The organism is Citrobacter sp. wls619 (assembly GCF_005281345.1).
Taxonomy (GTDB): Bacteria; Pseudomonadota; Gammaproteobacteria; order Enterobacterales; family Enterobacteriaceae; genus Citrobacter.
This window is the reverse complement of record NZ_SZXJ01000055.1, coordinates 1-25131: the sequence shown is the minus strand read 5'-3', so window position 1 is coordinate 25131 and position 25131 is coordinate 1. Positions and strand designations below refer to the sequence as shown.

34 protein-coding genes are annotated in these 25131 nt (G+C 50.0%); 12 read left to right on the top strand and 22 right to left on the bottom strand.

Features of this window, described 5'->3' with window-relative positions; genetic code table 11:
• Positions 1 to 28 precede the first annotated feature (28 nt).
• The 8 genes from FDX19_RS12700 to FDX19_RS12665 form a co-directional block, all read right to left on the bottom strand.
• Positions 29 to 976 (bottom strand): DUF2184 domain-containing protein, encoded by a 948-nt coding sequence (locus FDX19_RS12700; protein WP_063161450.1) that lies wholly within the window; start codon positions 974 to 976, stop codon positions 29 to 31.
• 11 nt (positions 977 to 987) lie between these two features.
• A complete protein-coding gene (locus FDX19_RS12695) occupies positions 988 to 1491 on the bottom strand; it encodes a hypothetical protein (protein WP_016247460.1) in 504 nt (167 codons plus the stop codon).
• Between the two features lie 11 nt (positions 1492 to 1502).
• Positions 1503 to 2768 (bottom strand): DUF2213 domain-containing protein, encoded by a 1266-nt coding sequence (locus FDX19_RS12690; RefSeq protein WP_137382987.1) that lies wholly within the window; start codon positions 2766 to 2768, stop codon positions 1503 to 1505.
• Between the two features lie 261 nt (positions 2769 to 3029).
• On the bottom strand, positions 3030 to 3563 hold the full coding sequence (locus FDX19_RS12685) for a phage minor head protein (RefSeq protein WP_032629703.1): 534 nt from the start codon (positions 3561 to 3563) through the stop codon (positions 3030 to 3032).
• Between the two features lie 70 nt (positions 3564 to 3633).
• Positions 3634 to 5103, bottom strand: a complete 1470-nt coding sequence (locus tag FDX19_RS12680; RefSeq protein ID WP_137382986.1) for a DUF1073 domain-containing protein — start codon at positions 5101 to 5103, stop codon at positions 3634 to 3636.
• Between the two features lies 1 nt (position 5104).
• Complete coding sequence (locus FDX19_RS12675; RefSeq protein WP_137382985.1) at positions 5105 to 6721, bottom strand: TerL protein; 1617 nt, start codon at positions 6719 to 6721, stop codon at positions 5105 to 5107.
• 198 nt (positions 6722 to 6919) lie between these two features.
• The gene (locus FDX19_RS12670) at positions 6920 to 7522 is read right to left on the bottom strand and encodes a hypothetical protein (protein WP_137382984.1); all 603 of its coding nucleotides are present in this window, start codon (positions 7520 to 7522) and stop codon (positions 6920 to 6922) included.
• Positions 7523 to 7766: 244 nt separating this feature from the next.
• On the bottom strand, positions 7767 to 8771 hold the full coding sequence (locus FDX19_RS12665; RefSeq protein WP_137382983.1) for a tyrosine-type recombinase/integrase: 1005 nt from the start codon (positions 8769 to 8771) through the stop codon (positions 7767 to 7769).
• A 138-nt stretch (positions 8772 to 8909) separates the two neighbouring features.
• Between FDX19_RS12665 and FDX19_RS12660 the strand changes: the two genes are divergently transcribed.
• Positions 8910 to 9245, top strand: a complete 336-nt coding sequence (locus tag FDX19_RS12660; protein WP_137382982.1) for a hypothetical protein — start codon at positions 8910 to 8912, stop codon at positions 9243 to 9245.
• Between the two features lie 51 nt (positions 9246 to 9296).
• On the opposite strand, the gene FDX19_RS12655 is transcribed toward FDX19_RS12660, so the two are convergent.
• From FDX19_RS12655 to FDX19_RS12605, 11 genes are all read right to left on the bottom strand, one after another.
• Positions 9297 to 9836, bottom strand: a complete 540-nt coding sequence (locus FDX19_RS12655; protein ID WP_249357551.1) for a hypothetical protein — start codon at positions 9834 to 9836, stop codon at positions 9297 to 9299.
• Complete coding sequence (locus tag FDX19_RS12650; RefSeq protein ID WP_137382981.1) at positions 9833 to 10282, bottom strand: lysozyme; 450 nt, start codon at positions 10280 to 10282, stop codon at positions 9833 to 9835. The genes FDX19_RS12655 and FDX19_RS12650 overlap by 4 nt, the downstream gene beginning before the upstream one ends.
• Entirely contained in the window at positions 10272 to 10589 is a 318-nt protein-coding gene (locus tag FDX19_RS12645) for a phage holin, lambda family (protein WP_137382980.1), read from the bottom strand. The genes FDX19_RS12650 and FDX19_RS12645 overlap by 11 nt, the downstream gene beginning before the upstream one ends.
• Before the next feature lie 84 nt (positions 10590 to 10673).
• Positions 10674 to 11222: a hypothetical protein gene (locus FDX19_RS12640; protein WP_137382979.1), complete on the bottom strand. Its 549-nt coding sequence runs from the start codon at positions 11220 to 11222 to the stop codon at positions 10674 to 10676.
• 206 nt (positions 11223 to 11428) lie between these two features.
• Complete coding sequence (locus FDX19_RS12635; RefSeq protein ID WP_170974372.1) at positions 11429 to 11674, bottom strand: hypothetical protein; 246 nt, start codon at positions 11672 to 11674, stop codon at positions 11429 to 11431.
• A gap of 310 nt (positions 11675 to 11984) precedes the next feature.
• Positions 11985 to 12815, bottom strand: coding sequence for an antitermination protein (locus FDX19_RS12630; protein WP_137382978.1), 831 nt, complete (start codon positions 12813 to 12815; stop codon positions 11985 to 11987).
• The gene (locus FDX19_RS12625) at positions 12812 to 13672 is read right to left on the bottom strand and encodes a helix-turn-helix domain-containing protein (protein ID WP_137382977.1); all 861 of its coding nucleotides are present in this window, start codon (positions 13670 to 13672) and stop codon (positions 12812 to 12814) included. Before FDX19_RS12625 ends, FDX19_RS12630 begins: the two co-directional genes overlap by 4 nt.
• Complete coding sequence (locus FDX19_RS12620) at positions 13672 to 14640, bottom strand: toprim domain-containing protein (RefSeq protein ID WP_137382976.1); 969 nt, start codon at positions 14638 to 14640, stop codon at positions 13672 to 13674. The genes FDX19_RS12625 and FDX19_RS12620 overlap by 1 nt, the downstream gene beginning before the upstream one ends.
• 47 nt (positions 14641 to 14687) lie before the next feature.
• Positions 14688 to 16253 carry a DEAD/DEAH box helicase gene (locus tag FDX19_RS12615; protein ID WP_137382975.1) on the bottom strand — a complete coding sequence of 522 codons (1566 nt, stop codon included), beginning with the start codon at positions 16251 to 16253 and terminating at the stop codon, positions 14688 to 14690.
• Between the two features lie 427 nt (positions 16254 to 16680).
• Positions 16681 to 16974 (bottom strand): hypothetical protein, encoded by a 294-nt coding sequence (locus FDX19_RS25465; protein WP_137382974.1) that lies wholly within the window; start codon positions 16972 to 16974, stop codon positions 16681 to 16683.
• A 1-nt stretch (position 16975) separates the two neighbouring features.
• A complete protein-coding gene (locus FDX19_RS12605; protein WP_137382973.1) occupies positions 16976 to 17206 on the bottom strand; it encodes a helix-turn-helix domain-containing protein in 231 nt (76 codons plus the stop codon).
• Between the two features lie 133 nt (positions 17207 to 17339).
• On the opposite strand from FDX19_RS12605, the gene FDX19_RS12600 reads away from it, so the two are divergent.
• From FDX19_RS12600 to FDX19_RS12555, 10 genes are all read left to right on the top strand, one after another.
• Positions 17340 to 18047 (top strand): helix-turn-helix transcriptional regulator, encoded by a 708-nt coding sequence (locus FDX19_RS12600; RefSeq protein WP_137382972.1) that lies wholly within the window; start codon positions 17340 to 17342, stop codon positions 18045 to 18047.
• A 154-nt stretch (positions 18048 to 18201) separates the two neighbouring features.
• Entirely contained in the window at positions 18202 to 18522 is a 321-nt protein-coding gene (locus tag FDX19_RS12595) for a hypothetical protein (protein WP_212734714.1), read from the top strand.
• A complete protein-coding gene (locus FDX19_RS12590) occupies positions 18512 to 18712 on the top strand; it encodes a hypothetical protein (protein WP_137382971.1) in 201 nt (66 codons plus the stop codon). The genes FDX19_RS12595 and FDX19_RS12590 overlap by 11 nt, the downstream gene beginning before the upstream one ends.
• Before the next feature lie 169 nt (positions 18713 to 18881).
• The gene (locus FDX19_RS12585; protein ID WP_137382970.1) at positions 18882 to 19073 is read left to right on the top strand and encodes a hypothetical protein; all 192 of its coding nucleotides are present in this window, start codon (positions 18882 to 18884) and stop codon (positions 19071 to 19073) included.
• The gene (locus FDX19_RS12580; RefSeq protein WP_137382969.1) at positions 19066 to 19428 is read left to right on the top strand and encodes a hypothetical protein; all 363 of its coding nucleotides are present in this window, start codon (positions 19066 to 19068) and stop codon (positions 19426 to 19428) included. Before FDX19_RS12585 ends, FDX19_RS12580 begins: the two co-directional genes overlap by 8 nt.
• Complete coding sequence (locus FDX19_RS12575; RefSeq protein ID WP_137382968.1) at positions 19421 to 19633, top strand: hypothetical protein; 213 nt, start codon at positions 19421 to 19423, stop codon at positions 19631 to 19633. Before FDX19_RS12580 ends, FDX19_RS12575 begins: the two co-directional genes overlap by 8 nt.
• Positions 19605 to 19826: a hypothetical protein gene (locus FDX19_RS25460; protein ID WP_137382967.1), complete on the top strand. Its 222-nt coding sequence runs from the start codon at positions 19605 to 19607 to the stop codon at positions 19824 to 19826. Before FDX19_RS12575 ends, FDX19_RS25460 begins: the two co-directional genes overlap by 29 nt.
• A complete protein-coding gene (locus FDX19_RS12565) occupies positions 19823 to 20047 on the top strand; it encodes a hypothetical protein (RefSeq protein WP_137382966.1) in 225 nt (74 codons plus the stop codon). The genes FDX19_RS25460 and FDX19_RS12565 overlap by 4 nt, the downstream gene beginning before the upstream one ends.
• A gap of 100 nt (positions 20048 to 20147) precedes the next feature.
• Positions 20148 to 20510 (top strand): hypothetical protein, encoded by a 363-nt coding sequence (locus FDX19_RS12560; protein ID WP_115455353.1) that lies wholly within the window; start codon positions 20148 to 20150, stop codon positions 20508 to 20510.
• A gap of 146 nt (positions 20511 to 20656) precedes the next feature.
• A complete protein-coding gene (locus FDX19_RS12555; RefSeq protein ID WP_061549023.1) occupies positions 20657 to 20848 on the top strand; it encodes an AlpA family transcriptional regulator in 192 nt (63 codons plus the stop codon).
• Here the strand turns inward: FDX19_RS12555 and FDX19_RS12550 are convergent.
• A complete protein-coding gene (locus FDX19_RS12550; protein ID WP_137382965.1) occupies positions 20829 to 22010 on the bottom strand; it encodes a site-specific integrase in 1182 nt (393 codons plus the stop codon). The two genes, FDX19_RS12555 and FDX19_RS12550, sit on opposite strands and share 20 nt — an antisense overlap.
• Positions 22011 to 22185: 175 nt before the next feature.
• Here FDX19_RS12550 and sbcB point away from each other — a divergent pair, with 175 nt between their 5' ends.
• Positions 22186 to 23616: an exodeoxyribonuclease I gene (gene sbcB / locus FDX19_RS12545; RefSeq protein ID WP_137382964.1), complete on the top strand. Its 1431-nt coding sequence runs from the start codon at positions 22186 to 22188 to the stop codon at positions 23614 to 23616.
• A gap of 39 nt (positions 23617 to 23655) precedes the next feature.
• On the opposite strand, the gene tsuB is transcribed toward sbcB, so the two are convergent.
• Both tsuB and tsuA read right to left on the bottom strand, forming a co-directional pair.
• Complete coding sequence (tsuB, locus tag FDX19_RS12540; protein WP_137383002.1) at positions 23656 to 23883, bottom strand: thiosulfate utilization sulfurtransferase TsuB/YeeD; 228 nt, start codon at positions 23881 to 23883, stop codon at positions 23656 to 23658.
• A gap of 16 nt (positions 23884 to 23899) precedes the next feature.
• Entirely contained in the window at positions 23900 to 24958 is a 1059-nt protein-coding gene (gene tsuA / locus FDX19_RS12535; RefSeq protein WP_137382963.1) for a thiosulfate utilization transporter TsuA/YeeE, read from the bottom strand.
• Positions 24959 to 25131 lie beyond the last annotated feature (173 nt).

The following is a 25131-nucleotide window of genomic DNA, read 5'->3' as shown; positions in this document are numbered from 1 at the left end:
AAAGGCGGGTTTCCCCGCCTGTTTCAGGTTAAGACGCCGGAACGTCCAGGTAAGAGATCGTATTGGAATACGGGGTTTCCACCTGGCCCAGCTTGCCGTAGTAAGTGGTCAACTGCTGCAGGCCGCGATACTCCAGCGGAGTGTTCAGCAGAGGAACCATTGGGAAGCGAACGTATTTTTCGTCCTGGGTGTAAGCAACGATACGATGCGCGCCACCAGCGCCACGCTTGGAGGCCCACTTTATGGAGACGATCTCCAGTGGTGTACCGTTTTCCTGAAACGCGATGGTGTTAATCTTCACGTATTCCAGCACAGAGATATTCCCTGCAGAGGAAACCTTTTTGCTCGCCAGCAGGCCGAACAGCTCCGGCGCCAGACCGATTTTCGCCGGGCAGACCGCATAACCAGAACGAACCCAGCCATCAGACAGTACCAGGTTGATATCCTGAACAATCACATCCGGATCGGTGGTTGCGGTCCACGCTGCAGCTGCAGCAACAGGAGTAACATCCGGCAGGTTCAGCAGGCCAGCAACGCCGAGCTCGTTATCACCGATATAAACCTGTTCGTCGGTGTCCATGTTCCACTTCAGTTTCATGCCTTCGTATTTCTGGACATCAACCGGACGGCCCAGTTTCTGGGCAGAAGCCAGTTCCGGCACCGTCCAGCTGATTTCCTGCCCCCACAAGGTGAGGTTGTTACGGGTAGGCTGAATATCGAGTTCGATACCAGGAATGGCAGTAGCTTTTTTGCCGATCCAGTTTTTACCGTTAGGGTTTGGACCACCAACACCCACGAAATCGGTATTAGTGAAGGATGACACTTCATCAGCGATAGAAATGTCGCTGCGCAGCGGCATGTCGCGTGACCATTTGTAGGACACTAAAGGCATGTTCAGCGTCTGATCCATGCGCTCCAGTTCGCCGACGAGAAACGCGCCGGTGGAGTCGATGGTCGCTCTGTCAATTGTAAACATTAATTATTCCCTCAGATGTTATAAGCGATTTCAATACGGCCGTCGGCTTCACCTGGCCCCATGACCTCTGCATTTGGCAGCTGAGGTGTATTTGATGCGGTAGAGTCCGGAGACAGCACAAAGGAGCCAACCGGGCTTTGAGTGGTGCCACCAGCCACGCGAACGTAAACCGGATCGCCTTTTTTCGCGGTCGCCGCGTTGCCTGCTGTAGCAGTTACGCAGATGTAACCACGTTTCAGGTTGTCACCAACCTGATTAGCCGTCACACCGATGTAAGCAAGGTCCAGAGCAGAGGTAATCGGGAACGGTCGAACCAGAATCCCTTTCACTTTGCTGATGGTGTCGCCAGATTCCAGCGGAACGAATTTATCGTTCACGTATTTACCAACCAGCCCGTAGGACGCGAACTGCTTCGTGTGATCCAGGCTAACCGGCTCGATGGTGAGATCACGAGGACGGGTAACGCCCCCGGCAATGCCCAGGGGCATGCGCGTTAAATATGCAGTACCTGCCATGATGATTTACCTTATTTGTTTTTTGCCCAGAATTCGGCGTTGACCTTGTTCAGTTCTGCCGGGGAAAGATGCTTAGTGCTGATTCCGCTGTCCGTGGTGCGGGTAATGTTGTTCAGCGGGGTCAGCTGATTTTTCGCCTTATGCAGCGCCACAGCGGCAGTAAACACCGCGTCGACCGTGGCCTTTGGCGCTTTGTAGAAATCATCCACGCCGAACGATTTCAGGCTGTCGCCGGTGCGCATTGCGTGATTCAGCACCTGACGTTTAAGGCTCTTATCGCTGGCAGGCTGAAAGCCAGGACAGATAATTTCCGCATCGGCGATCAGGTTGCGCTTAAAGGCTGCATCACCCGTCACTTTGCGGTTTTCTTCTTCGTCTTCGTCGGTGGTCATGTTGCCCAGGTCCGGATCGCCATCGGTGGTTTTACCCTCCAGCTTTTCCAGGCGAACCAGCAACGCTTTCGCCCAGTCAGGAATTTCTTCATCACCAGTTTTCTCTTTATTCGGATCGCTTTCGTCCGTAGTGGAGCGATTCGCTTCAGGGAGCGCGGTAGACTGCGCTGGAGCATTCATGTTGATAGTTACACCGGGGATTGAAGCCATGCCATCAGACGGCATGTCCGGCGCTTCATCGATGAGTTTTGCCAGTGCATCCTCATCTTTCGTCTTAATGGCCTGAGCCAGTTTTTTAAGCCATGACATTACAGGCTTCTCCTTTGTTGTTGATGGGATGGAATCCCCGATTGCACAGCGGCCACCAGCACGCCCCCGGTCAATGCCGACAGCGAGGTGGTTACCTGTGATTTGGTATTGCTTGCCCTTGCCGGGTGCCAGTTGCTTGTACTGCGCGTCATAGCCGCAACTGACATCGGTCAGGCCAGAATTCACCGCGTCGATTGCTTCCTGCCGTTTAATCAGCACGTCAGCAATGAGCAGATCCGATTTATCGCCGGTGCCGCGTCGGACGTTCTGAATATGTCCGTGCGCCAGCTCAGCAAAGTTAGATGGGTTAACGAATACGATGTTGCCCAGACTATCCTCTGGATGTCCCAGCGTGACGGCCACGCCCTCAAAGCTCGCCATCGTTTCCGGGGAAAACACCTCATCTTCCGTTCGCCAGACCGTCACTGTGCCGCTGGCGTCAGGCTCGAGGTCGATTTCTTCGGGTAAGTAGACCTGCGTTCCTGTACGTGCGATCGGTACGTCTTTACACAGCAGTGAGCCATCCGCCTGCAGATAACGCGTTTCTCCCAGGCGTGTAGTGAAGAAATATTTCATGGGTTACCTGCTCGATTACGGGCAACAAAAAGGCCGCTCAGTGGCGACCTTGTGAGATGGGAAAAATGTTCAAAATAACGGGCTATTTAACATAAGAGTTCTTACCCGCACCGACGAAAATGGACTCGATTAAAATGTCCCCTTAAAGCCGTAAAAGTAGCGATTAACTGGGCTGAAAATCGGTCTTTTCGAACACAACATTTTCATAACATTTCGCGGGTATTGCAGTTCGCATGAAATGAATGCTCAAAGCCGTATTTTTCATTTTCTCGGTGCAGGAATCTGTACTTCAGGCCAGCATTTGCAGTTCGGCAAACATCCGGCGTGTCCGGTCATACCGTCCAGCGTCGGCGGGTTATCCCAGCGCACAAATTTATCTTTCATCTTGCGGTGAGAATCGCGCGTTCCTGCCCCCTCGATACGCCACCAGTAGCCCTCTGATCCAACCGAAAGGGCTCTGGCCTGCGTCAGCGCGCCGGTAGCTCGTCCAATCTCTGTACGGGCAATCAGCTGCGCCCTGCTGGCGGCCACGTCACCGGAGGCCATGATCATCTCGTAGAGCTCGTCCGGACGTTCACCAGTGATAACCGCCTGCATTGCGCGCTGTTGTATGTCCATCACGCGATCGGCAGCTTCCAACGGCAGGGACTTCATCAGCTGAATCTGGCGGTACACGATATCCTGCGCCACCTGCCCGACGGGGGTATTACCCACCACATCGCGCAGGCCAGCGCCGATTTCCTCTGATACCGATTTCCACTGATTCCATTCCTCCTGCTCGACCTGGGCAAACATCCTTCGCCCGACCTGCTCTGCCCAGTCGCTGATTACCTCGGAATAGTCCACCAGCGTTTTCGAAATGCTGTCAGCGCTGGCCTGTGAACCATCGTAGGTACCATCGACGATCTGCCCTATCTGGTTTGCTATCGCCAACAGGCTTTTTCGATACTGGATCTCCGAACGGCGGCGGAGGGATGGTTTCAGGTTCATCCTCCTCCCACTGGGCCTTCGCATCTTCTATGTCCTCGTCAGTGATAGAACCACCGATGCCAATCACATCAGAAATGTTCCTGAGGTCGTTAAGCGCTGCTGCAGGCGGCATCCCAAGGTCACGAACGGCGGTACCAAGTGCAGTAACCACATTGTTCGCCATCGTTGCACGGTCCACGTCTGACATCTCCCAGAGCTTGTTAAACTCGAAAGTAAAATCGTCAGGCAGTGGTTCACCGAATAGAGAGCGCCAGGAGATATCGAGCAGCCAACGGATATGTCGGCGTAAGCGTCTCTCCTGCAGCGAGTTAACCCGGCTGTAGTAGTTTTCCAGATCGCCGTCGCCAGTGTTGAAACCTGCAGGTGACTGCCCGAACAGACGAACGAGAGGAATTCCCGTCGCGCCGGAAACCTGCTCAGCAAAGCGCAGAAGGACATCAGCGATACCCGCGAACGTGTAGCTGTGCGTTTCGAACTTGTCCGCAGCGTCCATGATGGTCATACCTTCGATCGTCTGAAACTGTCGGATCATGTCCATGTGCTTCATCAGCGCTTTTTCGAGGTCGCCGCCTGCAGCAAGTATTTTTCGAAGTTCAGCAATGCTGTATGTCCGCAGATGCGCTTTGTGGATCAACTGTGTGGTGCCAACCGTCGCAGTGTCGAACGCCTCGATACGCTCGAAAATACGCTCCACAACAGACATCCCCCAGCCGTTTTCCGTCTGGGCCTGCTGGAAAGGTAGCGTATCGCCCTCCATGCGGATAACGCGGCTATGGTGGATCTTCCAGGGGGGAATCCCCTGCTGGTTCGTGATTACCTTGTAATATTTCGGTTTCCCAAAATCGGGACCGTAATCGGTAACGAGATCGTAATAACTCGGGTTAACCATCCAGCGGTCAAGGCTCATCACGCCCTTAAACTGCCCCTCTTTGATACGATCCAGTTTTAGCGGGGAGGACATATCCTGCCCTTCAAGCAGAACCACCAGCACCGCGCCACCGTACAATCGTGACCATTTGAGGTTATCGTTAAGCCCATCCCATATAGCGAGCTCATCCCAGAAGGTTTCGAGCTTGCCCTTTTGGCCGGGTTTCAGCTTTGAGCTGATGTTAATGCCCTTGCGGGTCATATCATCGGCCATAGCATCCACACCGGCCCCCACGAGGAACGATGAACGATACGCAAACTCCAGCATCACCCTGTTACGGCTGATGTACCCGGGCATGTACATTCCGCCCGTCTGTATGTTTCTGGTGTCGCTACCAAGTTTGGCCGTGAAATTGTTGTACCCGTCAGCTGTCGCAACGGGCTTTTGTGCGCCGTTCTGGCGTTTGTTACGGGACATGTCACGCTCCGGCCAGTTTGGCCCAATTATCAAGAGAGGAATCCATCGGCGCGTAGTTAATCATCACGGCGTCGGCGAGGTTCGGAGATTTTGTACCTTCCGGCTGTTTATCCACGAGGATTTTACCCACGGCGTTTTTCGACCACGTAGGCTGTGAAAGCTCCATCAGCAGGCGGTCAATATTTTCTATCTTGCTGCTTATCGAAATGATTTCGTCGGGGTTGTATTCCATCCCGTTCAGCGCACGGAAGGTGTTACGAAACAGCTTGCGAAGATGCCACCAGCTCTGTGCTTTCGCGTTCGCGAAGAAGTCTTTATTCAGGCGTGCCGCTTTACCGTTATCGCCTGGAACGGCTTCATCTTCCGGATCGAATACGCTACCGCTACCACGGAATGGCGTAGCTGTGATTGTTCCCCGGCCTTCAGCCTGCCTGAGCTCGTTTATCACGCGAGCATCTCCACGCGCACCGGCGCCCAGACCGTCCTCATCGAAACGGAACTCATACAGGCCGTAATCGTCACAATACCCAAACGATTTAACGACAGAGGCGTAGATGTCGCTGCCGATGCCAGACCATTCGTGAACGTTCTGCAGAAGAAAGCCATAGCGGCAGGAAAAGCCGTTTTTGTCTTTCCCTTCGTCTGCAATATCCATTGCACCGAGGCGCTGGCCGCTGGGCTGAATACCCAGTTTGATATGCGCGTCGACGGCAGCCTGTACCCATTCCGAGGGAATGAGAATCCCCTCAGTAGAGGCGCTGTAGTTCAGATCCAGTTCCTGAGCAACGATGATCGGATCATCAATTTTCAGACATTCGTTGCGGTACCACTCATCATCCTTGCGCGGGTCGCTGCGCCAGTGGAACGTAAACACCGGGATATTTCCGCTGTGCCGCTTACGGGCAAACGGGTTATTCATGCCGTTGACGGATGAGAGGTCAATACGGCAGCGGGTTGTCTGAGAAAGCGCAGCATCGATGATTAATGGCCGTTTCAGGAATGCCGACTCATCCACGAAATAAAGCGTGGTACGGTCACCACGGCCAATGTTATCGCCTGCCTCTCCCTTAATGACCGCGCCCGTTTCCGGAAACTCAACGCGCATGTAAGGAGCATGTTTTTTGTCATTCCATGAACCGCGAAATTCTACCGGCAGCAGCTCGACAAACTTACGCGCTTTCCAGAAAAGTGCTTTCGGGTCGCCGGTACTGTCGACATATTCCTCTTTACGGGAACCAAACCCGATCACCATTTCTTTATTGAACAGGCAAAGCGAACAGGCCAGACCGATAGAGGTCCAGCTCAGCCCCATTTCGCGGCTTTTTTCTGTCAGTCCATGTTCAAGACTGGCGCGCCTGTCCATAATCCAGTTAATCCATTCCTCCTGACGGGGGAACAGCAAAAACGGGATGGTGGCTGGCAGACCATAATCGAGGTTACGCGGGTCCGTCGTCATGCCCCAGTCGATGATGAACTGGGCTGGGTTAGTGCGGTAGAACTCACGGAGTGCCGGAAGTATTTCAGGCGCTTTCCTGACCCGTTCCAGCCTCTCCATTCTCCACTCAAACACGGCGGTATAGTCCGGTTTGCGGAAGTCAAAGGGGAACGGAATCGGCACAGATAAATTCCTCAAAAACGCCCCGATTTAACATAATGGTTGTTACCCGCACTGGCGCAACAGCACCCATCACGCAAACGGCGTGAAGCCTCTGCTTTGAACAGAAAAGTGGTCAAATCGGGATGAATAAAACGTGCATAAAACGGGTCAAAAAGTGCATAGCGTTTTTACGGTTCGAAACGCCTGTTTTTGCAATTTTCAGCCCAGATATTTTTTGTAGATATCTGCTGCTTCCTGCGGGGTCAGGTTCGCCGCGTCGGCTTTGGCTGCCTCGTCCATATTGTTGAACGATTCGAAAATCTTCGGTGCTCCCAGCTCCATAAGCAGGGTTGCCGGAACTTTTACCCCCTCAGCCTCAAGCAACTGCGCCGCCTCCAGCGCGGAGTATTTCCCGGCCACCTTGTGTTTCATCACCTCGCGAAGCACATCACGCTGACGTTCGTCCTCGCTATAGACGCTGGTACCAAGACCGAGCACCTTTGAGAAAACAGCAATATCGTTGTGCGTGGGCAGCACATCTTCAATCGTGGTTTTCACACCATCCGGCGATGTGGTGACAACCTTCCGTTTACGAACGTCCAGGCTCTTACCGGCGACGCGGTTTATTTTCTCTCTGAGAGCTTCGCGAGCCTCAGTGAAAGCGCGCTCAAACTCGATATTCTCTTTACGCCAGCGACGGATCGTCGTCTCGTCCACACCTAAGCGCTGAGCAACCATCCGATTGCTGATTTTGCTACGGGCTAATGCCATGTCCATAACGATACCGACGTAGGCTTTTCTGAAGCTTTTTTTAGGAGCCATACTTCCGCCTAAGTCAATGTGATTATTTTTTGTTCAAAATCCATTTTCTCCGATCCGGGTGCGGCGTATCACCCGGTAAATTCTGGCATGCAGGCCGCGTCCTCTCTGGTGCCAAGTGCGGCATATCAGAGGGGGTAAAAATGCGGCATATCCTTTTTTTCGGGAAAACTGCGATTTGATGCCCGGAGGCCGCGCAGAATGGGGAGATAGTGGATCGCCCTAATATTTCCACTATGTGGATAACTCAGTCTAAATCCATCTCCACCACTTCCCCGAACAGGTGACCGTAAACGTCCATCGTAGTTTTGATGTTCGAATGCCCAATAAGTCGGGAAACCTTCAGAATATCGACGCCTTTATTTGCCAGGCGAGATACAGCAAAATGGCGAAGATGATGGAATCGCTTAATGCCATAGTCGTTCAGGGTTCTGACGAGAACTCCCTGAGTGCCGTAGCTGGTAGCGAGGCATGCGCCGGTAAACTGGTTGCAGATAAGAGGCTCAGAGGTACCGAGTTTACTTTTATCCAGCAACGCGAAAAGCTCACGCGGCATCCGTACCCGGCGCTCCACGCCTCTTTTCAGCCCCTCGTGTATAACGCCATCAACAACATGCCCCCTGATGTCGATCCAGTCGGCTGACACGTCGTTATAAGTAACCGCCAGAGCCTCACCGATGCGCAGGCCACAAATCCCGAGCCAGCACGCGATACGCTCACGAACTGGCGCGTTATTCAGTAGCTCCCTGACCGATGATGATGGCGGTATGGTGATGGGTCGACGCTTCCGGCGCGCGGGACGGTCAACAGGGTTAAAAGTGATGAGCCGTTTTTCCACCAGCAGGAAGAACGCCGAACGAATCCAGCGATGGCAGCCGGTGCGAACCGAATCAACGATATCGCGATGGCTGATATGGAGTATATTTTTTTCCAGTATGGGCCCGTCTACAGCGAGAAGATCGTGACGGCATTTCGTATATGACGACAGCCGTATGATATTTTTTTCCAGCTTGCCAGCCTGATAGCCAAGATAAAACAGAATTAACTTTCGGAAAGTCCAGAAATGGTCTATTCCGGTCCAGTTGGCGGTTCGACAATCCAGCTCGATATTCTGTTTTTGCCAGAAAAGATGTGCGGCATCATCAATATTCTTAAAAATTCTGCGACGTCCATGACCGGATTTTCCATCCTTCCAGTGGACGTAATATTTTGATTGTCCATTGGCATCAGTGGATTGCTTTATCGATGCCATACAGAACAACCCTCCGTTTTTTTGTGTGACGATATCTCGTTGTATTTAATAGTGTTCGCGAGAGATAATTAAAACCACAATCAACACAGAAATTTCATGGATATAATATCCCTTTCAATGCAATCAGGATGGCACACCATGCAACTTGAAAACCTTACGGAAATCATCCACGAAGAAGCTAAAAAAATCGCTAAAACAAACGATAACGCCGAGATATCACACTACGATATGTTGTTGAGAGACATTATCGCGTTGTCTCTTAGCCTCCGTCATCAAGACTCTGAAAACTTGCGGATTGCAGGTAACAAAATGCTCAGAAACCTGCAGTGGATTCTCGATGAACGATCTGATTTGCATAGTATTATCTCAGATCTACACCATGAATCAGGCGGAAGTTTTTCTAAAGATAACGAGGTAATTAAAAACACTTGTGCCCATATTGAATTTCTTGGTTTATGTAACAAAGCCAAGTGAATATCGGCATTACTCATTATCGAAGCCCCTCGGTGAAGAGCTTCTGTAATGTTATTGCCGGGCCTTCTCAATTTCACGTATTCCGGCCAACTGGTTATTCGCTTTTTCGATGGCGGCCAGTAGCGGCTTGATCCAGAGAACAGCCTGGCAATACGTCAGCGAGCTGGTGGAAGTGGCGCCATCACTGGCTGCGTCAGCGTTCCCGGTATCGGTGTGCATTGCGCCGGCACGTAAACGGTTCGCGTAGTTGAGCAGCCCACCAGCGACATCAGCAGGAACAGGCAGATCACAGGTTTTTTCACGGCGTAGAATCTCCCGGTATTCGATAACAGTGTTATCGGAGCTGGCATCAATAAGTGAGTTAAGTTGGATGGCGTTTTCGGCCACCTGATTAAACCGGTTGAAGTTGAAAGTCTGTGCAGCGATAACCTCTCCCTGCAGGGTGTTGTCACTTCGCAGAACGTCATTATCACTCTTCAGCTTAGCGACGTCAGATCGGCTATTTGCCAGTAGAACGCACAGCACGGCAACAACGATAACTATTGCCATCAGCGCCGGCAGCTTCCAGTATCTTTCAAGGTTGCCCATCATGACAGGAACACATCACGTTCGGCCTTGCGGCGATTCGTGAGCCCCGGCATAACCTTCCCGCCCGCCTTGTCCCAGCGCAGGAACTCATCAGCAGCACCTTTGATATCGCCAGCGTTCAACTTCTTCAACAACGTGGATGTTGAAAGAGCACGCGAGCCAACGTTGTAAGCGAACGATACTAGCGCATCAAACTGGCCTTGCGTCAGTTTCACCCTGACTAACTTCAGCACGTCGTTTTCATAACTCACCAGTCCTATTTTTAGCAGACGATCAGCAGTGGCCTGGTCAATCGTCATTCCCGGCCTTACAGGCTTGCCGTCTACCGGATGAGTCCAACCATAGCCAATCGTCCACGGCACACCACCTGTCCCTGGATCTGGATAGGCAGTCAATCGACAACCTTCGAATTTTTTTATCAGTGCAATGCCTTCAGGACTAGTTTGCATCGTTAATTCCCACCTTTTTGGCTGCGAATTTTTTAATCAGATTGCCGATCGAATCGGTGCCGATGTATCCAATAAAGACGCTGGCTATGTAAGCGAGATTGCTGCTAAGTCCGATAAAGTCCAGAAGGTCGCGAACGAACCAGGCAATCATCGCGCACATCAGTGCGTCAATTAGCGTTTTTGTTACCGCACCGCCGTTATAGCGACCGCGCAGGTACGCCATGATGAAAGCCAGTATTGCGCCAATACCCTGCTCCTTGGCGGCAAGTAGCGCAGCGATGAAATCTTGTTTATATGGCATTTTCATAGGCCTCACCTCCGATAGTTCGGATGGCGCTGTGTGTGATGGAATTGGAAATTTAATTCAGAGGAAATAGTCGATGTAAGGAGCTCACATCAAATCGCGTAAAGCCTCATTAAGGTCGATACGACGAAAACACTTAAGCGCTGTCTGGCGGCTACTGTTGATGATATTAACCTTACCGGTCAGTGCCCTAGCGGTATTGGCAAACTCCCCACGCCATCGGGTAACGCTCTCTGTTGTGGGGTTATCAAGACCGATATGATCGCCATGCCAGTGACTGCCACCAGTAATGGAGCAGTCAAAACCTAAAAGAATGATGTTTTTCGCACCCTGGCTGGCCGCAAACAGAATAGAGCGCTGCCCGGAGTTGAATGCCCACCGGGTATCTGTATCAAACAGATTTAGCCCATAACGTTTATGAGCCCGGTAATTACAGGTCCAACGAGAGGCGGAGGACGGCAGAACATCGATGTTTGCATCCCACCAGCGAAGATCACCCGCATAAACGTATTCACAATCAGGAACTGCTCGCCAGGTGGAGTTAACAGCAATCACCGGCAGCCCCGATCCGGAAATCAGTTCGCAATCTGGTTTATTGAGGGATGGGCCTGATGCACAAATGATGAATGTATTCATTCGCGGCGACCCAAATTAGGTATAAAAAAACCCGCTCGGAGGCGGGTTTGATTCGTGCAGGCGCAATAACCTACGATCTGAAGCATACAGGACAACTTCGGACAAAATCAAGCCCTCAGCGTTGAAAAAATAGATGCTGCGAGGCCGATCAGGGAAGGAGTGAGAAAAACCCGGCTCGATGGCCGGGTTTTGAGTCTTGCTAACTGTTAGTAGTCATAAGCCATGTTATAGGCGCTAAATGCGTCTTTATGTCTCACCTCGCCGGCTTGGCTGTCAGGCAAGCCATCCAACACTGACTCATCAAGGCTGCGAGGTATCCCGGCTGCTTTGTTCATCAGGCCCAACTCATAAGCGCAGGCCGTGCATTTGTGTCTTCCATTACTTGCTTGGCTATCAGGAAGTACGCTAAACATCGGGTTATAACGGTGGTTCTTATCACAGATAATTGGCATATAGCACCTGTAAAATACTCGGTGCTGAATGCTTTACATGGGAAAACGCTTGAGGTAATCTCCACAATCGAGATCTCAATGAAAACATTCAAACCGATGTTTTTATCAGGCCCTGGCAGGTGACACTGCAGGGGCCTTTCCTTTTGTGCGAAATGAAATATCGCTACTCACAGATCCTAACCAAGGTTACAAAAAACATCAATTAAAAGATCTGCTTACATATATTCTTTTTATGTTCGAAATTTCTTGAAATAAAAAAAGGCCGCACTTTTGCGACCTCTCATCACCCAAACGTTTCTTTCGCGCACTTTTAGTGCTCATCCTGATTAAAATCTGTTGCTTTTTGAAACGCAGTGTCTGCTCTACGCTCCTCCTGCCAGCATTTGTCCACCAGCGTATCAAGAAACGGCTTCCAGTTGCGCGTCCATGTTCTGACGTGCAACTCTGGTACACGCTTCAGAATCGCTTTGTACGCAGCCGTAGACGGCACAGAAGAAAAACCATTCCCGCTACAACGCTCACAGATTTTGAACACCGGCGCCCCATGCTCTTTCGTAGCCTTGCGATCGAGCACCTCACCTTTTCCACCACAACGGCAACGGGCGCTTATCGCTCCTTTCCCTTCACAAGCGTCACAGACAGCAGGCACAATCTCTGTAACTTCTGTCCACAACTCCCAGTCTGACGGACGAACTGCGCGCGAACGACTGGCCCAGTACGGCGCTTTACCCCACGGGTAAGATACTTTGCGCGTGGTTTGTGTTCGGGATGTTCTCCCGCTGCCGCTGCAGCTGTGGCACATCACGCTGGTGGCCGCCGAACGCGAGTATTCAGCAAAGGCAAATTGCGCCAGCATCAGCATGCACCATCCCAACTCACCACCGGCTGCTTTGCGCACATTCTTTGGTGCCGTCTCCATTGCGTGGCGTGCCAGCGCCTGAACTGCGAGCTGCTCATCTGATTTACTGATCCCGGTCTTACCAAAGAAGGCTGCCAGACCAAACCGCGCGCGGCTGCTGGTGGTACCAATGGCCGCCATAACATCGGTGCCGGTGATACGATCCGGAGAGGTTCCTTTCACGTCGTCGCTAATATGCATTCCCTGTGGGCTGAAGTGTTTTAGCGATGCCTCAAGCTTCATTGTTCGCACTCCCCAACCAGATTAAGAATGACCGCCGCGCCGTTGTCTTCCATGTATTCGCCCTTTCCACTTGCCAGAAACCAGCTGCAAACCTCGACAGCTTCAACGCGTGTCACAGGTTTGATGGTCGCCAGAAATTTTTCCAGGTATCGCTCACGGTCGTACACAGATTCATGGTGCTCGGAATAACCAAATTCATAACCGAGTTCCTGACCTGAAGTGTGGCGAACGCTGTAGAGCCAGTCCCAGTAAACAAACTCACGAACAACATCTGACAGTGTATGAGGCTCTGGCAGAACGTCACGATAGCCATCAACATATGCGCGACGCTGCTCATCAATTTCATTCATACGGCTGCCGCCAATGCTTCCGTCTCTTTTTTCGTCTACTGTCCATCCCCACTGGTAATCATCAGTAAATTTTGGGGAAGACCTGATCACTCGCTCGGCCTCTACGTCCTCCATCGCAGCCTCATAGCTGCCGAACGTAGCGCGCACATCAGCAGCTTTCTTGATGTTCTTACGCGCATTCTCAATAGCCCTGGCCGGGTTATCCATGCCAATGGTACCGAAAGCTACCTGGAAAGGATCGCAGCCATTCTCCAGAAGATAACGGGAATACCGTTCCTCGGCCTCTTTTGGAGAGATTTTAATTTTCTCCAGCGCGGCTTCTGCTGCGTCCAGATGTGCCGGTTCATTCAGGCGGATAACCTCCAGTACCCACAGATAGGCATCAGTCTGTTTATGCCCGGTGATTCTCCGTTGCTCAGGTAGAGGTTTGATGTTTACCAGGGCTGAGCTGTGCGCTGCCGTCGGGATGGTGAATAGTGCTTTATGTTCGTTGTTATCTGTACGCATTACGCAGCCGCCTTTTTCTTGTGGAAAACCAGCTCACGAACCTGATCGCCGTTCATGAGCATATTGTTGAAATCATCGTGATCGGGCCAGTACACGCTCACTCGCTGTAGGTCATTCTTTGCCAGCAGATTGGCATGAGCGCATTCATAGGCCGCAGCCAACCCGGTAGCGCTGTTCTCGTCACGGTCAGCAAAAATAATGAGGTGCTTAACGCCAGCCGGAACGCGGAATTTCTTCATGAAGTTGGCCGTCATGGTTGCCCAGGTATTTACGTTATAAATCTGGTGCGCAGACAGAGCCGTTTCGATGCCTTCGGCGATACCAAGTGTGCTGGCCACCGGGAACATCCTGATCGCCACTGAACGGGCGTGATCAAGATAGTTATCTTCCTGCAGGGATTTTTGTCGCTTTGCACTGGTGCCGATATCTGCCTTTTTTGCGCCATCGAGTAATGTCTGGTGCAGATAGCACAGTTCTCCTTTATCGTCGGTGGCGAGGGAATAAAGCGACTGATACACCCTCCCTGCATGGCGCTGCTTATCGTTGAAGCGGATCGCTTCAAGCGGCAGACTGAAAATGCCGCGCGCGTTGAGATACGCAGCACCAGAAGTGCCACGCAACGGCTGCAGCTTCGCGAACTTATTCAGAACCTTTGTACGCAGGCTGGTAGCACTGCTGCTGACCGGGATTTTTACACGCTGAAAATCATTACCGATCAGGTGGTCTATTTCCCTGCAAACCTCATTAAATGGCTTCCCCTGTGTCAGAGTGACAAGCTTCATACCGTCACCGTTGCCGCAGGTACAAATCCACGTTCCCCGACCGTCGCGGTCATCAATACGTAGCTTGCCGCGTGCTCCACATACCGGGCATTCGCCTTTAAAGTGGTTTTTACCGGTGATCGGCGGAAGGCCGAAGTGCTCAAAGATGGTAGGCCAATGCCCGATTGCTGCTTCTGCCGTCTTCATGCTCGTTTTCCTAACTGCTGTTTGATATCGCTAATCACTTTCTGTGCTTACCCAATGGAGGATGGCGCAGGTGCACCAGATGCCGCCTGCATACGTTTGGCCTTCTCCTGACCTTTCGCGTAAGCGATCAATTTGTGCCGGATGAAATTCGAAACGGTCGGTGTAATCTCCATCGGGAAATCACTCAGCCCGTTAGGCCACTCGTCGAAACGCTCGCGAAAAGTGTTTGCGCACCAGCCATCACTAACGGGCTTTTTCCCCTGCGATACGCGCTGGCGCTGATAGAATTTTATTTGGCTCCACCAGGCCTGTTTCTCTGCCTTCGTGGGCAGATGCTGGTTTTTACCCAGCTTTTTGAGTTTGCGTCCGGTATCCGTATCGACGTCCTCACCGCCCAGCGGCTTATGTCCGCATTTGGGGCACGCGTACACACCAGCGGGTTTCATGTAGTGGCATTGAGAACATTCATGTGGGAGCTTTTCGGCCCGTTCCTCAGCTGCGCGGCGTGCGCTTTCCTCCATGCCGTCAGACTTACCGGGGAGATCGTCATACTCGATAGAATCCGGATAACCGAGGCGGTGCACGGTGCCACTGTGATCGAAGATGAGGCAGGACTCTTTACCCGGTGCGGTGCGCAGGCCACGTCCGAGCGCCTGCAGCCAGCGAATTTCGCTTTTTGTTGGCCTGGCGTAGATGATGCATCGAACGTCACTATCGAAGCCGGCCACCAGAACGCCCACACTAACGATGATTTTCGTTGCACCAGTTTCAAAGCGGTGAATGATGGTCTGTCTCTCATCCACTGGAGTGTCGGCGGTCATGACCTCAGCGTTAACACCAGCCTGGTTAAACTGGATTGTCAGGAAATTGGCATGGGCTACGTTGACGCAGAAAGCGATGGTAGGCAGATCCCGGCCATTCTCCAGCCAGTTCTGTACGATGTCGCCCACCAGCGTAGAGCCACACATAATTTCAGCCAGCTGCGTTTCGTTGTAATCGTTGCCGTATTCAAGCGAAGACTTGGTTTTTACGCCTTTCAGATCCGGCTTTGTTGGCGCGTAAAATTCGTATTTACTCAGATCGCCACGCTGGATTAACTCGCCGATGGTGGTCGGTTTAATCAGTCGGTCATAGTATTTGCCCAGGAACGGTGAAAACGGTGTACCCGACAGGCCAATCACCTTTACGCCTTTGCCGCGCAGCCGTTCGATATCCTTCAGGATGCGTTTTTTACGCAGGTGCGCTTCGTCGATAATAAGCAGATCGATATTTTCAGGAAAAACACGACGAATAAGTGTGTCGGCGCTGGCAATCTGAATTTTACGGGCAGGATCGTAGTTTGGGTGATCCGCCCAGATATAACCGATTTCATCCCCCGGTAATCCATACTCCACGAACCGATTAGCCGTCTGACCGATCAGGATGGTGTACGGTGCACAGAACAGGACGCGCATACCACGGCTGACAAACCCGGCAACGATGAAGGCGGCCAAACCCGTTTTACCGCTACCGGTTGGCGAATACACCATGAAGGTGTCGTTTGCCTTCCAGTCACGGCGCAACATGTTTAGCGCTCGCTCCTGTGCAAAATTCGGCGTGATCGTCAGCTCCATTGTGCAGCTCCCGTGCTGATGAGATAATAATTTTGTGATGTGGTTTTCATGGATTCCCCCTCACATGGCTGGTGGCCTCCCCAAAGGCTGCCAGCCTCCCTTCTGATTCAGTTCCTCTGAAAAATCACTCTTCCAGGAAGAACCCTTTTTCGTTCCCAGCGCCTGAACGCCTTGTACTATCTTGCTGATACGAGCGTTTTTTTAATTGCGCCCTTAAGACTGGGATCTACTTAACCAATGGATCTCTCCTGTTGGAAAAGACCCTATTCCTACCCCTGCACCCAATCCCCCCTTACCCCCCTTTCCCTCTTCCCCATAAAAACGTACTACCTACCTAGTACATATGAGGAGTTGGGTCAGTCGGTTGCCAACCTGAACAGGCACCTTTAAGCCTGCTTCTGTTCGGGTACCTTTAAACCCGAAACAATCAGGAGCGCTGTCGCGTTCCAGCCAGGGGAGGTTCGGCGGTATACCCCTGTAAAGCTCTGCCCTGATTTCTCACAAACAGGCGAAGCCTTGTGTTTGCTTCATGCCTTGCCCGGTTCTCCTTGCGGTACGAAACGGGTTCGGCCTCGAACGTCTCCTGATACACAGTTGCATAACGTTGGATAGCTTTTTGTCTGGCTGCAACGCTGAGTATCTGAAGTTGCTCGCCTATCCAATCGCAGTCTGCTTGGCAATACACAGAGGGCATTTCAACCTGCTGAAATGCCGGAGACATATCAGGCCCCCTCTGTAGGTCGAGGGAATACCAGTGGGATATCTGGTCGCAATTCATATGGTTTAACCTCCCCTCTGGTAGCTATTGAAATAGCAACTGCATTTTCTGGAGAAATCTTCTGAAGGTTGTTAAGCCACTTCCAAACTGCCCCCTGAGTAACACCGATGGCTCTAGCCAACGCAGATTGCCCCCCTGCCAACCGCACTGCTTTCTGGATAGCGTTTTCTGACATAATACCGCCCTTAAAAATACTTTAGGATTTGGATGATATTACTATAGTATTAATTTAGCAAGAATACTCTGGTGTTGAATGGAAAATGCTTTTGTACTAAATTAATCCGATCGTATTAACCAGAGGCGAAATCATGAGTGGAACGACTTTTTCGGACCGGCTAAAAGACAGCATGCAGAAGGCTGGGCTGACCCAAAGCCAGTTGGCTGAAGCAGTCGGCGTGTCACAGGGAGCAATTCAAAAGCTAGTATCTGGTAAGGCAAAATCGACAACTAAGCTTGTACAGATAGCCAATGTCCTTGGCGTGCGGCCGGAGTGGTTAAGCGAAGGAGTTGGAGCCATCCGCAAATCAGATGATTTCCCTCCAGAAGAAAAGTGGACCAAGGTCGAAACTTGGGATAGCAGCACACCTTTAGATGATGATGAAGTGGAAGTCCCATTTCTTAAGGATATTGAGTTTGCATGCGGAAGCGGCAGAGTTATGGAAGAAGATTACAACGGCTATAAACTGAGGTTTTCGAAGTCGACCCTGAGAAGAGTTGGAGCAAGTACAGATGGTTCAGGCATTATCTGTTTCCCCGCAGCCGGGAACAGTATGGAACCTCTCATACCAGACGGCACAACAGTGGCTGTTAACATCGAAGATAAAAAAATCGTTGATGGAAAGATATACGCGATCAACCAGGAAGGATGGAAGCGGATCAAACTCCTGTACCGGACAGGTCCAGATGAGGTGACTATTCGTAGCTATAACGCGGATGAGTACCCTGATGAGGTAGCGAAGATGTCCGGCGTAGAAGTTGTTGGTAGGGTGTTTTGGACATCTACAGTTTGGAACTAAGCCGGGGAGACCCGGTTTTTTTTCGCCCGTAAAATATAAAACCTTTATTTTCAATCACATATATAATTATGAAAATAAGATTAATACTATAGTATTGACGAAAGATTAATCCTCCCCTATTCTCATCTTATCGGCAAACAACGGAGCCATTGAGATGACTACAAACCTGGCCATAAAAAAATTATATCAACTCGTTGATATTCCAGATTTTCGATATAGAAATGGCTGTTCAAATATTGATTATGGTGATATCGCATCCGACTGCGATACTAAAACCATCTCTATCCTTGAAGCTATTAACCATATCAGCTTAAGCATCTTCTCCATAGCAGAAGATAAAGAAATTAATAAAGAAACAATATTGAATCTTTCTGGCGTTATTGCTGATCTTGCTGAAATTGGCATAACAACAAATAAGATATCTCAAACTGCTTCATATCTTTCTGGATTCAAGGATGGTACTCATGGCGCATGAAATTTCTTTGGACGAAGCAAAAGAGAAAGCTCACCAAGCTGAAATAATATGTCTGATGATGGAATCATATCCTAATAAAATGGATGATTCAGAAATTGAAGCCATAGCATCATTATTAAGTAAGCTAACAGGTGATGTATGTGCTTGGTTAATTGAAGAGCAATCAATTAAATCCAATAAGATTATTTAAACGAATAACTACATTTAATCTCAGCTTAATTGCTGCGGGAATCATACGCCTTAAATGAGTAGTTTCAATGAAAAATAAAGAAGCATTTAAAACAGCAAAAATTTTTTGCTCCGCTGGTTATTGGAATATTGCGATTATGTATCTAAAAAAAGCATATGGGAGATAGAAAATGTGGAACCCAAAAACGGCAGGAATAGATGAAATTCTTTTAGAGGCGGAGAACCTTAACACCATTCTGGAAATAGTAATAAGCAATAATGAGTTAAACACAAATCAAAAGAGTTCTTTACTAGGTATGGCTCTTAATGCTTCGGCAAATTTATTGTATTGGTGTGAAGCGGAGGAAAAGCGACGTGGATAACTTAATCAATACGTATCGCCACAGAATTCTTAAATCTGCGTTATTACGCCATCAGCGAAAAACAGGAAGCACCTGCATCATCATTAATATGCCTAAGGGTGGAATTAACACTATCGAATTAACAGAAATACTAATTGACGGCCTGTTGAGGCGATTCGAAAAAATGATCCTCAGTGAGTACGGAAATATTGAAGGTGTAAAAGCCATCCGAGGAATTTACAGCAACGCCGTAGATGTGAATGGCAGCGGTGAGTTCCTGACAGAAAGCGGAAAGGCATTAATCGACGAGCTCATTTCTGAGCTGGTTGAGTTTGCCAAGAAAAAATCAGTCACAGCGGAGACAAGCCATGAGTGATCAGACACCAATTATCACGCACGAACCAGTAAATATCGTGCTGACGATCGAGAACGGAAAGGTTATCCACGCACGCCCAGTTCAGAACGGCGAGGTTACAGCATCGCTGGAGACTTTTTTGTGGATGGCTGAACGCGTCGGTTACTCGGTAACCCCACCAGCAGGAGGCAATGACAATGGCCCTGACAGCGATACGAATTCCTGAGTGGGTACACCTGCAGGCGGTCCATGTACTCCGCCAGTTCAGAACCAGGCGAATTCATCCCTGCCGTATGCACGGCTCCGGGAACCTGAGCCTGCGGGTTAATCGCCGTTGGCGGCTGCTGTCCCGAGACGGCGGCCAGAACTGGGAAGTGATGAGCCATGAACGATACAGCAAACTGAAGGACAGAAAATGAAAATCCAATACCAGGACTATGGCGCCGTAGCGAACATCGTTATCACCAGTACGGTGTTTGAGTTCCGTAAACATAACCGGGTGGTCGATGCCACGCTGCTTTGCACACCAGGCATCATTGCAACCCGTACTGGGATGTTCTTCATGAAGACGGTTTTATCAGGTAAATCTCGCGACATGCTGCGTGCGTATAAAAATGTTCAGCGCGAGGCGACACGATGAAATCTTTCCTCATGTCTATGCTGTTTGGCCTGTTATTGGTGGCCGCTATTTTCGGGGCGTTGATTGAGTACAAATTTATGACGAATTTTGGAGGTTAACAGTGGAAAAATCTCATATCAATACTGAAAGCCTTAATACAATTCACGACTGTCTGTCCCAACTTGTGATAGCTGAAGAAACCCAGCTTAGTATTGAAAGCCAGTTGGCCAGCTCAAACAGCAGTAGCGAATGGAGCGTGTGGCGCAAAAAGGCAGAGAACGCTTTACGGGTTGTAAAAGCAAAGCGTCGCATCATTACGGCTCGCCTTGCTGTTCTCCGCCAGATTGAAAAAGAGAACAACATGCAATTCCACCAGCAACATAATGATTACCTAGTTGCTGAGTTGAAAAAGATTGTTACCCCCTCCTCTTTTGAATGCTGTGTTCGTCGGGCTAATGAAAAGCTGGGGGGATCAATTGAATAAGGCATTTGAAATATGGGTGCGCCAACGGTACGAGAACCGTTACGACCTTACGCGAGGCATTGAAGGGTTTTACTGTCGGGAAGTAACGAGAAGAATGTTTGATGTGTGGTGCCACTGTCGTGGCCTGAGCGTGGTGTGAGGTGGGTATGAGTGATATTGAAATGATAGACGAAAAAGAAGTGATGAAGATGATCCGGGTTTCGTCTCGTATGACCATCTGGAAATACACCAAGCATCATAATTTTCCGAAACCGATCCGCACCCACCCCAAACAGTACTTACAATCTGAGGTGGAAGCGTGGATTTTAAACGGCGGAATTAACCCGAAATCTTCCTGATATGCCAGAATATCTTTTCAGCATACAGCTCATAGGCGGCTTTCTGTTCAGCAATCCATTCATGCTTGTTATAAACAGAAAGTACGCCGCCCAGTTCATGCCCCAGCATTTTCTCTATAACATGTGGGGCTACGCCTTCCTCTGATAACCTGGTCGCAAGAGTTCGTCTAAAGTCGTGAGCGGAAAACTCCCCGATTCCTAGGGACGCTTCAATCCTACCAAGAAATCTATTTGCACCGGAAATAGTCATAGACTTTTTCAAATCCGGCCCAGGAAAAAGGACGTTACCATAAGTCATTTCAGCTTTTTTTAGCAGATTATCTGCGGCATCAAATATGGGGCGGCGAATAATCTTACCCGTTTTGCTTTTCTCCGCAGGTACCGTCCATATACCCTCTTCACGATCGAATTCATCCTTAACAGCCAGGCGAAGTTCGCTATTTCTGGCACCATAAAGCATCAGCAACTGATGAAATAACCTGTTTGATGTTGATGCCCTGCTTCGTTCTATAGCCAGCCATATCTTAGCCAACTGGTTATAACTGAGAGTCACTTCACCGACAGAAGATTTGACGCCAACATCTTTTGGTTGTAGCAACATCAATTCGGTTGTGCTTATAAATTGTCGCCGCGTACACCAGCCAATCGCAGATCTAAGTTGTACCAGCAACTGACGAGCACGGCGAGGGTTTATTCTTTCTTCTTCAGTGAAACGTTCAACCCATAAACGAACCGGAATGTCTTCAATAGGCATGCCAGCAAAGGCATTACTCATGTGCTTTATAACAGTAGACTTATAGAGGGCTTTTGTTTTTTCCCTAAGCGCCGTATCAACATAGTTTTCTTCCCAGTAATCCAGACAGTCTTTTACCGTTGGTTTTTTCTTTGACTTCTTGATACCGGCCATCAATCGCGGATCGATACCTTTGTCGACTGACTCTCTTAAATCTGCGACCATGTTACGTGCATCACGTAGAGTAATTGCTGGATACCGCCCCAAGCCAAGACGGTGCTGCTTTCCATCCCATCGAAAACGAAACTGGAAGCTAATCACCCCCCTTGGTGTGATGCGGATGCCCAGGCCATCAGAATCAGTAATTTCAGATGGACCAGAATATGGTTTACCATAGATAGAACGTAGCTTAGTGTCGCTGATAGCCATTTTAGTATTTTGTACTCAATGATTTTGATGTTTATGTACTTACTATGTACTCAATATCGCATGTACTAATCTTAACAACAATATCTATTCGTGTACAAAAACAGACAATCAACGACAAATTCAAAGCATAAAGCCAATTATTTCATATACATATTACATCAGGCGTGTACATCAGGTGACAGTTAAAAACGACAACATACAGAGCACATTTCTCTTCCACGATTACGAGACCTTTGGTACCCATCCGGCACTGGACAGACCCGCGCAGTTTGCGGCCATCCGCACAGATAGCGATTTCAACATCATTGGCGATCCCGAAGTTTTTTACTGCAAGCCCGCCGACGACTATCTGCCACAACCAGAAGCGGTACTGATAACCGGCATTACGCCGCAAGAAGCACGTGATAAGGGTGAGAATGAAGCCGCTTTTGCTGCCCGCATCCATGCGCTGTTTACCGTGCCGAAAACGTGTATCCTCGGCTATAACAATGTGCGCTTCGATGATGAAGTGACACGTAATATCCTGTATCGCAATTTTTATGATCCCTACGCCTGGAGCTGGCAGAACGACAATTCTCGCTGGGATTTGCTGGATGTGATGCGCGCCTGCTATGCGCTACGACCGGAAGGGATCAACTGGCCAGAAAACGACGACGGTCTACCCAGCTTCCGCCTTGAGCATCTGACCCGCGCCAACGGAATTGAGCATGCTAATGCTCACGATGCGATGGCAGACGTGTATGCCACCATTGCCATGGCGCAACTCGTGAAGTCTCGTCAGCCGCGTCTGTTTGACTATCTCTACAGTCACCGCAATAAACACAAGCTGGCTGCGTTGATTGATGTCCCGCAAATGAAGCCCTTAGTGCATGTATCTGGGATGTTCGGTGCATGGCGAGGTAACACCAGTTGGGTTGCCCCGCTCGCCTGGCATCCGGATAATCGTAATGCGGTGATTATGGTCGACTTAGCCGGTGATATTTCTCCCTTGCTTGAACTGGATAGCGACACCCTGCGCGAGCGTCTTTACACTGCCAAAGCCGATCTGGGAGATAACGCCGCGGTGCCGGTTAAACTGGTGCATATCAACAAATGTCCGGTTCTGGCACAGGCGAATACGCTACGTCCGGAAGATGCCGATCGTCTCGGAATTAACCGCCAGCATTGCCTGGATAACCTTAAAGTCCTGCGTGAAAACCCGCAGGTACGCGATAAAGTGGTGGCTATTTTTGCCGAAGCAGAACCCTTTGCACTATCGGATAACGTAGATGCGCAGTTATATAACGGTTTTTTCAGCGATGCCGACCGCGCCGCAATGAAGATCGTTCTGGAAACCGAACCTCGCAATTTACCCGCACTGGACATCACTTTCGTCGATAAGCGCATTGAAAAACTGCTGTTTAATTATCGCGCGCGCAATTTCCCAGGGACACTGGATGAGAGAGAGCAGCAACGCTGGCTGGATCATCGTCGTCAGGTATTCACACCGGAGTTTTTGCAAAATTACGCGAATGAATTGCAGATGTTGAGTCAGCAATACGCTGACAACAAAGAGAAGCTGATGCTATTGAAATCACTCTGGCAGTATGCGCATGAGATAGTCTGAAGATGAAATGCCCTCCGCCAGACGGCGGAGGGATCCTGTTTACGCTTTCTGCACCGTAATGCTCCAGGCGGCGTCACCCACCTGTTGATAATCAGTAATCACATGCCCCTCTTCGGCGGCCCATTGCGGGATTGCCTCAGTTGCCTGGGTACAGTCAAACTCGATCACCAGTTCATCACCACTTGCCATTTCTGCCAGTGCCGCTTTTGCTTCAATCAGTGGAAACGGACAAACCTGCGTGACCACATCCAGTTTTTTAATTGCCATCATCAAATCCTTACGCTTAATTTGCCGCAGCAGCGGTTAGTTTTGCCTTACGCTGCGGTCTGATATACACAATCCATGACGCGGTCCAGACGCCGAGAATCATAAAGACCAGGCCAACCCATCCCTGCCAGGTCATCATCGCCGTCATAACCAGACCGTTGCCAATCGAACAGCCACCCGCGATGCTGGCACCAAAGCCCATTAACAGACCGCCAAAACCGCTACGCAGCGTGGTGGGTGCGTCGGCGGCACGAACGCGAAATTCGCGACTGGCTTTTGCTGCAATAAATGAGCCGAGAAAAATGCCCAGTACCAGGAACACTCCCCAGTTAATAAACTTACTGTCGCCTGCGACAAGGAATTGCAAAATATTGGCGGTTGGTGACGTGATACCCAGGCCAAACATTCGTCCGGTTGCTTCGCTCAGCGGCCATGCCAACAGCGCAATCAGCCCGATCAGAACCGCAGTAACAAATGGATGCCAGCGCTTCTCAAACAAAATATGCGCAAGGCCGGTACGACGAGGCGGTAGCGTAGCGACTTTCAATTTTGGTTTTCTCAGCTCTTTCGCCACCACCCACAATGTAACCGCCAGCAGAATAGCGATCAGTGGCCATACGGACAGGTTCAACGTATCGGCAATGGAGTTATGCTCAGTACTGTAGGTTTTCAGCGCCTGATTCAGCCCACTCGCATGCGTAGAGCGCATCACCGCACTCATCACCATATAGGTAAATAGCGCAATCCAGCTACCGATAAGCCCCTCTCCTGCACGATACCAGGTTCCGGTAGCGCACCCGCCCGCATAAACAATTCCGATACCAAAGACATAACCACCAACAACGGTTCCCAGCCATGGAAATGTGCCGGCATCATAGCTGAGTACACCCGCCTGGATCAGCGCAAAGACACCCACGCTTTGCACAGAGATGGCTATCAGTAGCGCATAAAACATACGATTGTTTTTCGCAATATACATATCACGAAAACCGCCCGTCAGACAAAATCGTCCACGTTGCATGACAAAGCCAAGCAGCGCGCCACAGATGAGCCCGCTTAAGATCATTGAAAACATAAATTAATTAGCCAGAAGTATATTAGTCAGGAAATTATTCATGACTAACTGGTTCAGAACCAATAACCAAATTCTCTAATTTAGAACTAACGGTTATTAATACTGGCTGGAAATAAAGCAACGGAATAAAAAAACCGGAGAACATTGAACTGCACCCAAAAAGTTGGACACCC